12 protein-coding genes are annotated in these 15,184 nt (G+C 16.4%); 3 read left to right on the forward strand and 9 right to left on the reverse strand.

The window, feature by feature from the left end:
- Positions 1 to 3: 3 nt before the first annotated feature.
- From clpP to GJT95_RS01060, 3 genes are all read right to left on the reverse strand, one after another.
- On the reverse strand, positions 4 to 603 hold the full coding sequence (clpP, locus tag GJT95_RS01050) for an ATP-dependent Clp endopeptidase proteolytic subunit ClpP (protein ID WP_246225743.1): 600 nt from the start codon (positions 601 to 603) through the stop codon (positions 4 to 6).
- A gap of 60 nt (positions 604 to 663) precedes the next feature.
- Positions 664 to 936, reverse strand: coding sequence for a BolA/IbaG family iron-sulfur metabolism protein (locus GJT95_RS01055; protein WP_169785938.1), 273 nt, complete (start codon positions 934 to 936; stop codon positions 664 to 666).
- 106 nt (positions 937 to 1,042) lie between these two features.
- A complete protein-coding gene (locus tag GJT95_RS01060) occupies positions 1,043 to 1,822 on the reverse strand; it encodes an inositol monophosphatase family protein (RefSeq protein WP_169785939.1) in 780 nt (259 codons plus the stop codon).
- A gap of 179 nt (positions 1,823 to 2,001) precedes the next feature.
- Between GJT95_RS01060 and GJT95_RS01065 the strand changes: the two genes are divergently transcribed.
- From GJT95_RS01065 to GJT95_RS01075, 3 genes are all read left to right on the forward strand, one after another.
- Positions 2,002 to 2,574 carry a NifU family protein gene (locus tag GJT95_RS01065; protein WP_169785940.1) on the forward strand — a complete coding sequence of 191 codons (573 nt, stop codon included), beginning with the start codon at positions 2,002 to 2,004 and terminating at the stop codon, positions 2,572 to 2,574.
- Between the two features lie 106 nt (positions 2,575 to 2,680).
- Positions 2,681 to 3,595, forward strand: a complete 915-nt coding sequence (locus GJT95_RS01070) for a homoserine O-succinyltransferase (RefSeq protein WP_169785941.1) — start codon at positions 2,681 to 2,683, stop codon at positions 3,593 to 3,595.
- Positions 3,596 to 3,621: 26 nt separating this feature from the next.
- Positions 3,622 to 5,376 carry a proline--tRNA ligase gene (locus GJT95_RS01075; protein WP_169785942.1) on the forward strand — a complete coding sequence of 585 codons (1,755 nt, stop codon included), beginning with the start codon at positions 3,622 to 3,624 and terminating at the stop codon, positions 5,374 to 5,376.
- Here the strand turns inward: GJT95_RS01075 and tilS are convergent.
- The 6 genes from tilS to rseP all read right to left on the reverse strand — a co-directional run bounded on the left by tilS (position 5,351) and on the right by rseP (position 15,170).
- The gene (tilS, locus tag GJT95_RS01080; protein ID WP_169785943.1) at positions 5,351 to 6,685 is read right to left on the reverse strand and encodes a tRNA lysidine(34) synthetase TilS; all 1,335 of its coding nucleotides are present in this window, start codon (positions 6,683 to 6,685) and stop codon (positions 5,351 to 5,353) included. The genes GJT95_RS01075 and tilS overlap by 26 nt on opposite strands.
- A 40-nt stretch (positions 6,686 to 6,725) precedes the next feature.
- On the reverse strand, positions 6,726 to 10,244 hold the full coding sequence (dnaE, locus tag GJT95_RS01085) for a DNA polymerase III subunit alpha (RefSeq protein WP_169785944.1): 3,519 nt from the start codon (positions 10,242 to 10,244) through the stop codon (positions 6,726 to 6,728).
- A 66-nt stretch (positions 10,245 to 10,310) separates the two neighbouring features.
- Positions 10,311 to 10,742, reverse strand: coding sequence for a 3-hydroxyacyl-ACP dehydratase FabZ (gene fabZ, locus GJT95_RS01090; RefSeq protein ID WP_169785945.1), 432 nt, complete (start codon positions 10,740 to 10,742; stop codon positions 10,311 to 10,313).
- A 47-nt stretch (positions 10,743 to 10,789) separates the two neighbouring features.
- Positions 10,790 to 11,314, reverse strand: coding sequence for an OmpH family outer membrane protein (locus tag GJT95_RS01095; RefSeq protein WP_169785946.1), 525 nt, complete (start codon positions 11,312 to 11,314; stop codon positions 10,790 to 10,792).
- Between the two features lie 12 nt (positions 11,315 to 11,326).
- Positions 11,327 to 13,837 (reverse strand): outer membrane protein assembly factor BamA, encoded by a 2,511-nt coding sequence (gene bamA, locus GJT95_RS01100; protein ID WP_169785947.1) that lies wholly within the window; start codon positions 13,835 to 13,837, stop codon positions 11,327 to 11,329.
- A complete protein-coding gene (rseP, locus tag GJT95_RS01105) occupies positions 13,818 to 15,170 on the reverse strand; it encodes an RIP metalloprotease RseP (RefSeq protein WP_169785948.1) in 1,353 nt (450 codons plus the stop codon). Before rseP ends, bamA begins: the two co-directional genes overlap by 20 nt.
- Between the last annotated feature and the right edge of the window lie 14 nt (positions 15,171 to 15,184).

A 15,184-nucleotide genomic window follows, 5' to 3' on the forward strand; every position in this document is an offset into this window, starting at 1 on the left:
CTATTATTTTTTATTACAAATAATATCATCTACTAAACCATATTTTATTGCTTCATTAGCTGATAAAAATTTATCTCTATTTGTATCTTTTTCAATAGTTTCAATAGACTTTCCTGTATGTAATGACATAAGTTTATTTATATAATTTTTAATTCTTAAAATTTCTTGAGTTTGAATTTCAATATCAGTTACTTGTCCTTGATAATTTCCTATAGGTTGATGTATCATTATTCTAGCATTAGGTAAACAAAATCTTTTATTTTTTTTACCAGAAGCTAATAAAAAAGCAGCCATGGAACATGCTTGTCCTATACACAAAGTACTAACATCTGGTTTTACAAATTGTATAGTGTCATAAATAGACATTCCTGATGTAATAACACCTCCAGGACTATTTATATAAATAAAAATATCTTTATTTGAATCTTCTGAATCTAAAAATAAAATTTGAGCAACTATTAAATTAGCCATATTATCTTCAATAGGACCTGTAAGAAAAATAATACGTTCTTTTAAAAGTCTAGAAAAAATATCATATGATCGTTCTCCTTGAGGAGTATTTTCAATTACAATTGGGATTGTATTAAAATAATGATTTTTCATAATTTGATTATTTTTTTTATATAACATTATTATCCTTTAATAAAAAATAATTTTATAATTTTACAAAATTTTATTTTTTTTAATTTTTTGCCATTCACTTAATGTATAAGTATATAATGAAAGTGAATGTATATTATTTATTCTATTTCCTATAATATGATATATTAATTTATGACGAGTAATTAATGATTGTTTGATAAAATTATCGCTTACAATAATAATTTCTAAATGATTTATTATTTTTTCTATTTTAGATTGATTATTATCATTAATTTTAAAATATATAGGTTGTAATTGAAGTATTATTTCATTTTTTATACTTTTTATAATCATTATTATATATCCAAAATTTATAATTTTTATAATTTAAAATATATTTTTTATTAATAATAAAATATTTTAATTTTAATAAAATTAATTATATTTTATAAAACAAATTTTAAGATTTAGATATTATTAATTTTCTAATAATGGAATTAGTAACTAATATATTTGAAGAATTTTTATAATTATAATTACCAATAAAATCAGTTATTAATCCTCCAGCTTCTTGAATTATTAACTCTCCGGCAAGTAAATAATAAAAATTTTTTACATTGTTATTTATATAACAATCAATTCTATTTGCAGCTAAATATGCTAAATCTAAAGATATACAACCACTAATTCTTAATGAAATTAAATTATTTTTAAATAAATAATTTAAATTAATATTTTGTTTATTAGAAAAAAAATAGCTATTATTTAAAGCAAATAATAAATTTTTTTGCTTTATATAATTATTACAACGTAATTTATAGCCATTTAATTGAGCATTTCGACCTCTTATAGCTGTAAATAAATCATTTTTAAAAGGATCATATATTAAAGAAATTATTGTTTTTTCTTTTATACAAATAGCAATAGATATTGAAAAATGAGGTAATTTTTTAAAATAATTCATAATCCCATCTAAAGGATTTATAATCCATACAGTTTTTTTATAATTAAAAATTAAAAAATTTTTTTTACATACAATAACAATATTTTGTGCATATATATTATAAAATGTTCTAGTAATCATATTATTTAAATTTTTATGAATTTTTTTTATAAAAACATTATTATCATAATAATTATTATTATAATGTATATTAATATTATGAATTTCATAATTTTTAACAATTATATTACCAATATTACGAATTATACGTATAGCAATATTAAGCATTGGTTGCATATATTATTTCTCATATATATTATGAATTAAATAATTAAATAATAGATTTATATTTATTTTATAATAAAAAATAAATATTTTAAATATTTTTTTTTAAAAGATATTTTATGTAAATAATATTGTTTTTTTAAAAAAAATACTTATTATTTAATATAAATATTGTAAAAATTAAATTTATTATGTTACAAATTACAAAATTAGCTCAAGAATATTTTTTAGAATTATTATCTAAAAAAAATAAAAATACATTTATTAAAATTTCAGTTTTTTTTAAAAAAAATATATTTAAAGGAAAAGTTACCTTTTGTAATATTACGACAATAAAAAAAGATGATATTAAATTAAATTTTCATAAACTAAAAATATTTATAGAAAAAAATAGTTTTATTTTTTTAGAAAATATTAAAATAGATATAATTCAACATAATTTATCTAAAAAAATAGATTTTATCGTTTTAAATAAAAATATACAAAATACTAATAGTATAAATCATTTAAAAAATAATATTAACATATTTTTAGAAAATATAATTAATCCTAAATTATTAAATCATGGAGGTTCAGTTATATTAAAAAATATTACTGTAAATCATATTGTATTATTAGAATTCCATGGTGGTTGTCAAGGATGTATAATGAGTAAACAAACTTTAAAGAATTGGATCGAAAAAGAAATATTAAATAATTTTCCAAATATAAAAGGTGTTCATGATGTAACTTTACATAAAAAAAATAAATTTTCTTACTATTAATTAAATATATAATTATTTTATTTAAATGTTTTACTAATTTTTTAGTAGTGTATATTTAATATTTTAAAAAAAAATTATTTTATATTTAAATAAGGAATAAAAATATATGCCAGTTATAGTACATAAAGAATTACCAGCAATTAATATTTTAAAACAAGAAAATATATTTTTATTAAAAAAAACAAAAAAAAAATATCCTAGTCAACTTAAAATTCTTTTTTTAAATTTAATGTTTAAAAAAATTGATACAGAAAATCAAATAATTAGATTATTATCTAATTCTTCATTACTAATAGATTTATCATTGTTAGCAGTAAGTGATAATAAATCATCAAATTATTTATCTATTCATCACATTAATAAATATTATTCTCATTTAGATCAAATTAATAATAAATATTATGATGGTTTAATTATTACAGGAGCACCTTTAGGATTAATTAATTTTACTGATATTAGATATTGGAAAGAATTTGTAAAAATTATACATTGGGCTCATGAACATGTAAATTCTATTTTATCTATATGTTGGTCTGTACAAGCAATATTAAATATTTTATATAAAATTCCTAAAAAAATTAATCAATCAAAATTATTAGGTATATTTAAACATAAAATTTTATTAAAAAATAATTGTTTAATTCAAGGATTCGATGATTATTTTTTTGTCCCTCATTCTAGATATTCTAATTTTTCATTAGATATTATTAAAAATTATACTGATTTAAACATAATTGCTACTTCTAAAAAAGCAGGTGTATATCTTTTTACTAGTCAAAAAAATAAATATATATTTATTACTGGTCATCCAGAATACGACGCTTTAACAATAAATGAAGAATATTTAAATGATTTAAAAAATAAATTTAAATTAATTAATATACCATATAATTATTATCCTTTAAATAATCCAAAATTAAAACCTAAAATTAATTGGAGAAGTCATGGTAATTTATTATTTTTAAATTGGTTAAATTATTTATTTTATCAAAAAAAATTTATTTATATAAATAAATTTTAAAATATTAAAAATTTAAAGGAATAATAATGTTATCAACAAAATATGTATTTTTTACATCTAAAAACAAAATATGTAATAATAATCTCAATAGTTTTACTTTAATGATTAAATCAGGAATAATTAGAAAATTATCTTCAGGAATATATATTTGGTTACCAACTGGATTAAGAATTATTAATAATTTGAAAAAAATTATACGTTATTTCATGAATAATATTAATGCTATTGAATTAATATTACCAACATTACATCCTATTAATATATGGAATCAAAGTGGTCGTATAAATGATTATGGTAAAGAATTATTGAAAATTATAGATCGTAAAAAACATAATTTTGTTTTAGGCCCAACACATGAAGAAGTTATTACCTATTTAATAAATAATGAAATTATATCATATAAATCTTTACCAGTTCATTTTTATCAAATTCAAACTAAATTTAGAGATGAAATTAGATCTCGTTTAGGAGTTATACGTGCAAAAGAATTTTTAATGAAAGATAGTTATTCATTTCATATGAATAAAATTTCTTTAAAAGAAACGTATAATGTTGTATTAAAAACTTATAAAAAAATATTTAATTTTTTAAATATTGATTATGTTATAGTTAAAGCCGATAATAACATTATCGGAGGTAATATTTCTCATGAATTTCATATTTTATCTAAAAATGGAGAAAATTTACTTGCTTTATCTAAAGATAAAAAATATATTATGAATATGGAATTAGGAAATTTTTTGTTATCTAAAAAATTAAACATAAATCAAAAAAAATTTTTAAAAAAAAAATTATTAATAGTAGATAACTGTTTCTCTTATAAAGAATTAGCTAAAAGAATTAATATATCAATAAAAAATATTATTCAAGTAATTATTATTAAAGTATCAAATAAAAAAAATCCTTTTATTTCCCTAATGATTAGAGCAGATCATAAATTAAACATTTATAAAATAAAAAAAATGAATATTAATATAATGAAAATTTTATCAGATAAAGAAATAGAAAAAATTTTTGAAATTAATATAAATTTCATAGATCCATTTTTTTTAAAAATACCTGTTATTGGAGATTATTCTATAATAAATATGTATAATTTTGTTATAAGAACTAATATTAAAAATCAATATTCTATAAATACAAATTGGAATATTAATTTACCTTTACCAAATAATATTCAAGATATTCGTTATGTAAATAATAATGATATTACACCAGATGGTAAAAGTATAATAAAAATTAAACATAGTATAGAAATAGCACATATTTTTCAAATTGGCACAAAATATTCTAAACTAATGAATAATTATATATATAATAAAGAAAAATTAAAACAATTAATATATATGGGTTGTTATGGTATTGGTATATCAAGATTAATTGCTGCTATTATAGAAAAATATCATGATTCTAAAGGAATATATTGGCCAAATGAATTTTTAGCACCTTTTTTAGTAGCTATTATCCCAATTAATATGTATAAATTTACTATAGTTAAAAAAAATGCTCTTTTACTTTATAAAAAATTTAAATTATTAGGTATAGAAGTTATAATAGATGATAGAAGAGAAAATCCAGGAGTAATGTTTGCTGATATTGATCTTATTGGGATTCCTCATATTATTATAATTAATAATTTTAATATTATAAATAATAATATTGAATATAAATGTAGAAAAACAGGGTTTACAAAAATTTTATCTATAAATTTAATTATTGATTTTATTTTAAAAAAGATAAAAATGAATAAATGTTTTAATATTTTTTTTGGAAATAAATAAACCAATTATTTTTTTCTGTAATATCAGTTTGTCCATATTGTGTAATTAATTGATTTTCTAATTCAACAATTAATTTTTTATTATAAAATAATAATGGAATTTGCTCTCTTTTCCATTTAGGAATATTTAAATTTTTCCATATATTATTAATATTTTTTTTATATTTAGCATTGTTAAAATAATATTTTTCTGTTGAATTATTAAATTTTATATATATAATTTCATTATTTTTTGGTTTTCTAATACATATTAATTTTTTTTTATAGTTTTTATAATAAAAAATTATTATTTTACCTAATTTATTAGGTAAAATTAAAGGTTTTTTTAAATTATTCCATACTAAAATTTTTTTTTTTAAATCAGGAAAATATTTTATACAAAATAAATAATTTTTATATTTTCTAATAATATATTCCCCTATTTTAACTTGAGGATTATTATTATTTTTACAACAAATAACTTCATTCCATATAATATTTAATAATTTTCTAGATGGCATATAATAATATTTATTATACTCTATCCATTTTCTAATAATAAAGTTTCTTTTAATTATATTAAAATGATATAAAGGAGAAATAAACAAACTTTTATCTTTTTGAATTAATCTTATTAATATAGGTTTAATTAAATCATGTAATAATTTTTCTTGTTCATTATAATTTTTAATTGATCTAGCAAGAGTTATTTGAAAAGATGGCCATCTATCAATCATTTTTGGTAAAATAATATTACGTAAAAAATTACGATCATATTTTATATTTTTGTTACTAGGATCTTCTATCCAATTTATTTTTTTTTTTATAGCATAATTAATTATATTATTTTTACTTATATTTAAAAAAGGACGGAATATTTTAAAATCATTTATAATTCTAATTATAGATATACCTGATAATCCTTTAGGTCCACTTCCTCTTTTTAAAGATAAAAAAAAAGTTTCACATTGTTCATCTAAATTATGAGCAGTAACTAAAATTTCATCATTTTTTATAATTTTTTTAAAAATTTGATATCTTTTTTTACGTGCATATTCTTCTATATTATTTTTTTTATTTATATAAATATTTTTATGTATAAATAATACATTTAATTTTTTACATTCTGAAAAACAAAATTTCATCCAATCATTAGATCTTTTATTTAAATTATGATTAATATGGATAGCTCTTATTATAAGAGGATATTTTTTTCTTAATTTTACTAAATTATATAATAATACAGTAGAATCTATTCCTCCACTATATGCTAATAAAATATTTTTAAAATTATATAATATTGATTGTATTTCTTTTTTTATTAATATCATTATATGTTTATTTATAATTTTTTAATTGAAAATATTAGTTTTAATTAAATTCTAATTTAATATATTTTTGATTTAGTAAATTAATAAATTTATTAAAAATATTTATTTCAGTTGAAATAAAATAAGATTTGTTAAAATAAATCTTTTTTCTAAAATTTAGTTTTTCATAAAAAAAATATATTTGTATATTCTTTTTATAATTTTTTTTTTCAAGAAAAAGTATTTTTTTTAAATTTTTTAAAAAAGAAATATTATATAAAACTTTTTTAGTTTTAAAAATAATATTTATTTTATTTAAATATTTTTCTCTAGCAGTTGTTATATCTGTAATATGATTTACGTCACATATAAATAATTTTAAAAAGTTATTAAAATATAATATTCCATTTATAATAACTATATTATTTAATGTAATTAAATCATTTTTATTACTTAATATATCTAAAAATAAATGTATTTCTAATACAGCAGAATTATCATCCAAATTAAATAATAATATTTTTTGTTTTTTTTTATTATAAGTAGTACGAATATTATTAATTATTCCACCTATTGTAACTCTTATTGGTTTTTTATAATTTTTTAAAAAATATTGTATATTATTTTTTTTAGTATAAAAAAAAATTTCTTTTAAAAACCCATCTAGTGGATGTCCTGTTAAATAAAAACCTAAAATATTTTTTTCTTTTATAAGAATATCTTTATTTATCCATGATAAATTAATATCATTATAAATATAATTATCATCTTTTAATAAAAAAGTATTTTTTTTATTAAAAAAATCTATTTGCTTGGTTTGTTTTTCTTCTAAATATTTATTTGTTAATTTTATAATTTTTTCCAAGTTATTTATTAATACTCCTCTATTAAATTTAAATGAATCTAATGATCCAGATAATATTAATGTTTCTATAATTTTTTTATTAAGTTTAGAAAAATTAATTTTTGTAAAAAAATGAAATATGGATTTAAAATAACCTATTTTTTTTCTAGCATCTAATATATTAAATGCTAATTGTTGGCCAATACCTTTAATAGCTCCTAATCCATAAATAATATATCCATTTTCATTAACATGAAATTTGTATAAACTAGTATTAATATTAGGTGATAAAATTTTAATTTTCATTTTTTTACATTCATGTATTAAATGAATAATTTTATTTTTATTATCCATTTCTGATGTTAACACTGCTGCCATGAATTCTGATGGATGATATACTTTTAACCATAAAGTTTGATAAGATATTAAAGCATATCCAGCAGAATGAGATTTATTAAATCCATATGATGAAAATTTTTCTAAGTAATCAAAAATTTTCATAGATAAAGTATTATCAATATTTAATTTTTTAGAACCTTGTAAAAAACGTTTTCTTTGTTTTGACATTTCTTTATGTTGTTTTTTACTAATTACTCTTCTTAAAATATCTGCTTCTCCTAAACTATAATTTGCTAATACTTGAGCAATTTTCATTACTTGTTCTTGATATAAAATAATACCATAAGTAGATTTTAATATTGGTTTTAATTTTTCATGTTGCCAATTTTTATCAGGATATGAAATAATTTCTCTACCATGTTTTCTATTAATAAAATTTTCAACCATTCCTGATTGTAATGGACCTGGTCTATATAAAGCTAATAATGCTATTAAATCTTCAAAATTATCAGGTTTTAATTGTATAATTAGTTCTTTAATACCTTTTGATTCTAATTGGAAAATTCCTGTAGTTTGAGCTGTTTGTAAAAAATTATAAATATTTTTATCATTTAAAACAAGATTATTAATTTCTAATAATTTTTTATTATTTTTAATAAGTTTTGTATTAATCATTTTTACTGCATAATGAATAACAGTCAAAGTTCTTAAACCTAAAAAGTCAAATTTTACTAAACCAATATCTTCTATATCATTTTTATCAAATTGAGTAACTCTATTATTACCATTACAATCACAATATATAGTTGTATATTTTATAATATTATCAGGAGAAATAACAACACCTCCAGCATGTTTTCCGATATTTCTAATTGTACCTTCTAATTTTAAAGATGTATTTACTAATTCTTTAATATTATTATCTGATTTATATAAATTAAATAATATTTTATTTTTTAAAAAAGCTTTTTTTAAATTAATACCTATATCTAAAGGAATTAATTTTGAAATACGATTAATAAAATCATATGGATAACCTAAAACTCTTCCAACATCTCTAATAACAGATTTTGCAGTCATTGTTCCAAATGTTATAATTTGAAATACTGATTTATATCCATATATTTTTTTTACATGATTAATAACTAAATCACGTTTTTCCATACAAAAATCAATATCAAAATCTGGTAAAGATATTCTTTCTTTATTTAAAAATCTTTCAAAAATTAAATCAAATTTTATAGGATCTAAATTAGTAATATTTAAAACATAAGCTGTTAAAGAACCTGCGCCTGAACCTCTTGCTGGTCCTACAGGAATATTATTTTTTTTAGCCCACTGAACAAATTCCATAACTATAAGAAAATAACTAGGAAAACCCATTTGATTAATAACTTTTAATTCTTGATTTAATCTTTTTTGATATTTTATATATTTTTTTTTGAAATCATTTACATTAGAATATAAAATATTTAATTTATTTTTTAAACCTATATAAGCTTTTTTAATAATATAATTTTCTGGTGTTATATTTTTATTAATTATAAATTTTGGTAAAAAATATTTACCTAATGACAAAAATAGATTACATCTTTTTGCTATTTCTACACTATTAAATAATGCTTCAGGTATATCTTTAAATAAAATACACATTTCTTCTGTACTTTTTAAAAATTGTTCTTTACTATAATGAGAATTTTTATGATTTTTATTTATAGTAAAACCTTTATTAATTGCAATACGAATTTCATGCGCATAATAATCTTCTTTATTTAAAAAACGTACATCGTTAGTAGCAACTAAAGGAATAGCAAAATAACTTGATAAATCTATAATTAAATTAATATAATCTTCTTCATACATACGATTTGTACGTATAATTTCAAAATAAAAACGATTATTAAAATATTTTTTATAAAAAAAAATTAAATTTTTTATTGAAAAATTATTTTTTTGTAAAAGATTTTTCCCTATTTCTCCTTTTATTCCACCAGATAATACAATTAATCCTTTATTATATTTTGCAAGTAAATTATAAGTTATTATAGGACCTAAGTTATTATCATAACCATTTTGATAGCTATTAAATATTAATAATTTTAAATTTTGATAACCAGTATTATTTATTACTAATATGGTTATTTTGGAATATTTACAATTATTATAAGTATTTAAATTTTTAATTTTAAAATCAGCTCCAGTTATAGCTTTTAATCCTAAATTATGTGATTTTTTATAAAATTTAACTAAACCAAATATATTATTAAAATCTGTAACAGCTATAGCAGGCATATTAAATATTTTAGCTTTATTTATAATTTGTTCTATTTTAGCAAGACCATCTCTAATAGAATAGTCACTATGTACATGTAAATGTACAAATTTAGGATAATTCATATTTTATGTTAATTCACAAAAATTTTTAATTAAATTTAAATTTTATTTTTTTATAAAAATAAAATTTTATTTTTGAATATATGTACATATAAATTTTGCTTTACAAATAATTTTATTATTAATTTTAGCTATGCTATTAAAAAATATAAAAGAGTTTTTTTTTTTTTTTAAAAAACTTTCTATTATTATTTGATCTCCTGGAAAAATAAATTTTTTAAAACGAACTTGATCAATACCAGCTACATAATACATAAATTTTTTTTGATTTTTATTACTTTTATAAATTAATAATCCTGTAGTTTGAATCATAGATTCTAATAACAATGTTCCGGGATAAATAGGATTTTTAGGAAAATGTCCTTGAAAAAAAGGCTCATTAATAGAAATATTTTTTATAGCATTCAAATATTTAAATTTTTTGAATGCTATAATTTTATCTACTAAAATAAATGGATACCTATGTGGTAAAATAGATAAAATTTCATTAATATTCAACATAATAATTCTTATTATACATATAAATTTTTAATTTAATTTTATTATATTTATAATATAAATAAAATATTATTTTGTTGAATTGCTAAATTAATTACATCATTTGTTATATCTTTAATATTTTTAATATATGCTATTGAAGAAATATCTAAAACAATATTATAATTATCCTTTTCAGCAATAATATTTATTAATTTATGAATAAAAATTAATATTTTATTACGTGCATTTTCTTGTTTTTGATGATTCTTTTTTGTATAAAATTTTATTTTTTTCATTAAAATTTTTTTTTCATATTTTATTTCTTTTTCTAAATTTTCTCTTGATTTTTTAGATAAATTTTTATTTTCTAATCGTTTTATTTTAGATAAAAATAATTTTTTCATTTTTTTAACAACTAAAAAATCAGAATATAATTCTTTTTCTAATTTTTTGGTTATCTTTTCTTTTTGAGGTATTATATCAAAAATTTTAGCAATATTAACTACTACTATTTTTGTACAACAATAAGCTTGATTGTTAGTTAAATTAAAAAAAATTAAAATTAATAATGTAAATTTAAAAAAATTTTTCATATTTAAATATTCCTATTTTAAATAATTATTCCCATTTTGAGTAAAATTAAATTGAAAAAATTGAATTTTATCCATTTTATATTTTTTAATTGGATATGCAAAAGAAATAATTATATCACCAAATGAAGTATGAAATTGAAAAGATAAACCTATAGAAGATCTTATTTGAAAAAAAAGATTAAATTTAGGAATTTTATATAATTTAAATAAATAATTATTTTTCCATGTAGTATCAATTAAATTACCTATATCTAAAAAAATAGAAGATCTTATCTGTTTTATAAATTTATTTTTTATAAAAGATAAAGGAATAATTAATTCATTATTTATATAAAATAAAACATTACCACCTATTGGCATATTCGATAAACAAATAGTTTTTTTATCACTACAATTATATTCTGTTGAAGAATAATATACACCTTTAGGACCAATAGTATTGATTTGAAAACCTCTAATAGAATTAGATCCACCTAAATAAAAATTTTTGTAAAAAGGATATTTACCACCTAAAAAACCATTACCATAACTAAAATTACTTTTAAATAAAAAAATAATAAAATCATTATTTTGTAAATTATTTTGTAATTTTTGTAAATGAAATAAAGGAAAATATTGTAAATAATTAAAAATAATTTTATAATAACGATTTTTACTATACCATGGAATGGAAAAATAAGTATCTAAAGAACTTAAAATACCATTTGATGGATAATTAAAATTATCTAAATTTTTAAATATAAATTTATAATGAATTACGAATTCATCTAATAAATAATATTTATATGATTTATTATATTTTTGATATCCTATATATCTAAGATAATTCCATAATGATAATTGTGGTTCAATATTACTAATTTTATTTTTAATAAATCCAATATTACTTTCTATAAAAAATTTATGATTAATTGGTAATTTAAATATTCCTAAAAATCCTTTATTTTTATTTATATAATTATAAAAAAAATTATCGTTTTCGTTTATAGAATTCAAAAATATTTTTATACCAGAATTAATTTTTTTAAAAAAAGCATGATTTTTCATAATAAATATTTCTAAATAATAGTGATAAAAATCTTTATGAAAATCAATATCTATATCATATCCAGTACCTATAAAATTATTTTGTTGTAAAATAGTATTTAATCCTAATGATCCACCTTTAATTATGCCTAATCCTGTTCTTAAAAAACCTTCATTTTTTTCATCAACTTTAAATATTACATTTAATGTATTTTTTAAATCATTATTTTTATATAAAAAAATTTCTACTCTATTAAAGTATCCCAAAGATAATAATTTCTCTCTTGTTTTTTTTATTAATTTAATATTTAATAAATCACCTTCTGATTGTAATAATTCATTTCTTAAAAGAAAATCTTTAGTATAATTATTCCCTACAAAATCTATTTTTCTTATATAATATTTATTATTAGTTTTTATATAAACTATAATATTTACTGTGTTTTTTTTTCTATCTATAATAGATTGTATCATTACTTTAGGATTTAAAAATCCATTTTCTTTTAAAAATTTTTTTATTTTATATTTTAATCCTATAACTGTATCAGTCTTATAAATTTTTCCTGGAATAATATTAATTATATTTTTTATTGGTTTTTTTAAATACTTATTTGTATCGAGTTTTATTAATATTTTTTTAAAATAAAACGGTTGGTTTTCTTTAATTTTTATCGTTAAAAAAAATTTTTTTTTATCATATGATGAGTTTTGTATAATATCTTGTATCTCAAATCTTAAATATCCTTGATTTATATAAAAATTATTTAATTGATCTAAAATATGATTAATATTATTAATTTTATATTTCTTTTTTTTTGTAAAAAAAAAGAAAAATTTATTATTAATATTTAAATAGTTTAATAAAAAATTAGTTTTATAAATTTTATTACCTACAAAATTAATTGTATTAATATTTATATAATTAAACTTTTTAAATAAAATTTCTATATCAACTTTATTATTTAAATATTTTTTTATTTTTATTTTTATATAAGTAAAAAATATAGAATTTTTTAAAAAAATTAATTTTATATTTTTCTTAAATAGGAATAATGAATCATTATTTAATGTATTATTCTTTTTTATGTTTAATTTATCTAATAAAAAAAAAATAAGATTATTATTAATAATTTTATTATTTTTAATTTTAATATTATTAATAATTGGTTTTTCTAAAATTTTAACAAATATGAAATTTTTGTATTGAATAATATTAATACTATTTATTATTTTATGTAAATACGTTACTTGTAATATATTAAATATTTCTTTTACAGAAAAACAATTTTTTGTTATATATGAATATATTTCATCATTTTGTAATTTTATTTTATTTAAACCAAAAAAAATAACTTGATTAACACAATTATTTTTTCTATTTAAACTATTTGCATAACAAAAAATATTTGTATTAAAAATAAAGAAAAAAATAAATAGAAATTTATAATAATAAATAATGTTTATTAAAATTTTTTTTTTAAAATCGATGAAAATCATTTATAAATGCAATCCCCATAATTATTATTAAAGTAATTATACTAAAAATATATATTAATTGTTTAATTTTATTTGGTATTTTTTTATTAATTATTTTTTCAAAAATTAAAAATAATAATTGTCCACCATCTAATATTGGTAAAGGAAATAAATTAATTATACTTAAATTAATACTGATTATTGCTAAAAATACGAAATAATATAAAATTTTATTTCGAAATAATATACTTGCAATATGTCCTATAGAAATAGGTCCACTTAATTTAGAAATATTATTTTTATTATAAAATAAAAAAGTATTAAGAATTAATTTTACTATTTTGAAAGTTTGATTTAATGATTTTATTAGGGCTTTGGTAAAATTTATTTTATATTGAAAATATAATTTATTTTTATTTCTATCTACTTTGGGTAGAAATCCTAAAAAACCAACATGATTTTTTTTAGTTAAAGATAAAATATTTAAATTTATATTATTATTTTTTCTTTTAATATTTAAATGAATTATTTTATTAGGATTATTATAAATAATTTTTTGAAAATTATACCAATTTATAAATTTTATATTTTCTATACTTATAATTTTATCTCCAATTTTTAAATTAGCTTTTTCTGCAGGTGATCCTGGTATTATATAATTAATAATAGGATAAATTTTTAATTCTTGAGGTAATATTCCTAATATTGTAATTAAATTTTTTTCATTAATAAAACTAAGAAAATTTTTATCAAAATTTAATTCTTTTTTTTTAATCAAAGAAGAATTTATTTTATGAAATTCTATATTTATTTTATTTTTTTGACGAATATTTTTAATTAATTTTATATTTAACTTATTCCAGTTACTAATTTTAGTATTATTAATTTTTTTAATTTCAATATTAGATTCTAAATTAATTAGATTTCCAACAGACATATAATTAATTTCATTAATAATATTTTTTTTTATGGGTAATCCTATTAAAAAAATTATAAAATAAATAAATATTGCAAAAAAAATATTTGCAAAAGGTCCTGCTAATATAATAAGTATTTGTTTAAAAAAATTTAATTGATAAAAAAATAATAACTTAAATTTTTTAATATATTTTATATTATTATTTTTTACCGATTCAGGCATTTTTACATACCCACCAAAAGGTAATAATCTTATTATATAATTTGTTCCATATTTATCACGATACTGAAATATTTTTTTACCAAAACCTAACGAAAAGCATTCGACATAAGTATTAAAAAAACGTGCTATAAAAAAATGTCCATATTCATGAATTATAATTAGACTACTTATAGTAATACAAAATATTATAATATTATATAAAATATTTATCAAAATCATAACTCCTA

It is taken from the genome of Enterobacteriaceae endosymbiont of Donacia crassipes, from assembly GCF_012569785.1.
Lineage (GTDB): Bacteria > Pseudomonadota > Gammaproteobacteria > Enterobacterales > Enterobacteriaceae.

What these genes read in the sequence shown, in the direction of transcription:
- GJT95_RS01060 (WP_169785939.1), bottom strand. Translation starts at nt 1,822, where the DNA reads ATGCAACCAATGCTTAATATTGCTATACGTATAATTCGTAATATTGGT.
- GJT95_RS01095 (WP_169785946.1), bottom strand. Translation starts at nt 11,314, where the DNA reads ATGAAAAATTTTTTTAAATTTACATTATTAATTTTAATTTTTTTTAAT.
- GJT95_RS01070 (WP_169785941.1), top strand. Translation starts at nt 2,681, where the DNA reads ATGCCAGTTATAGTACATAAAGAATTACCAGCAATTAATATTTTAAAA.
- bamA (WP_169785947.1), bottom strand. Translation starts at nt 13,837, where the DNA reads ATGATTTTCATCGATTTTAAAAAAAAAATTTTAATAAACATTATTTAT.
- fabZ (WP_169785945.1), bottom strand. Translation starts at nt 10,742, where the DNA reads ATGTTGAATATTAATGAAATTTTATCTATTTTACCACATAGGTATCCA.
- GJT95_RS01075 (WP_169785942.1), top strand. Translation starts at nt 3,622, where the DNA reads ATGTTATCAACAAAATATGTATTTTTTACATCTAAAAACAAAATATGT.
- clpP (WP_246225743.1), bottom strand. Translation starts at nt 603, where the DNA reads ATGAAAAATCATTATTTTAATACAATCCCAATTGTAATTGAAAATACT.
- tilS (WP_169785943.1), bottom strand. Translation starts at nt 6,685, where the DNA reads ATGATATTAATAAAAAAAGAAATACAATCAATATTATATAATTTTAAA.
- dnaE (WP_169785944.1), bottom strand. Translation starts at nt 10,244, where the DNA reads ATGAATTATCCTAAATTTGTACATTTACATGTACATAGTGACTATTCT.
- GJT95_RS01065 (WP_169785940.1), top strand. Translation starts at nt 2,002, where the DNA reads ATGTTACAAATTACAAAATTAGCTCAAGAATATTTTTTAGAATTATTA.
- GJT95_RS01055 (WP_169785938.1), bottom strand. Translation starts at nt 936, where the DNA reads ATGATTATAAAAAGTATAAAAAATGAAATAATACTTCAATTACAACCT.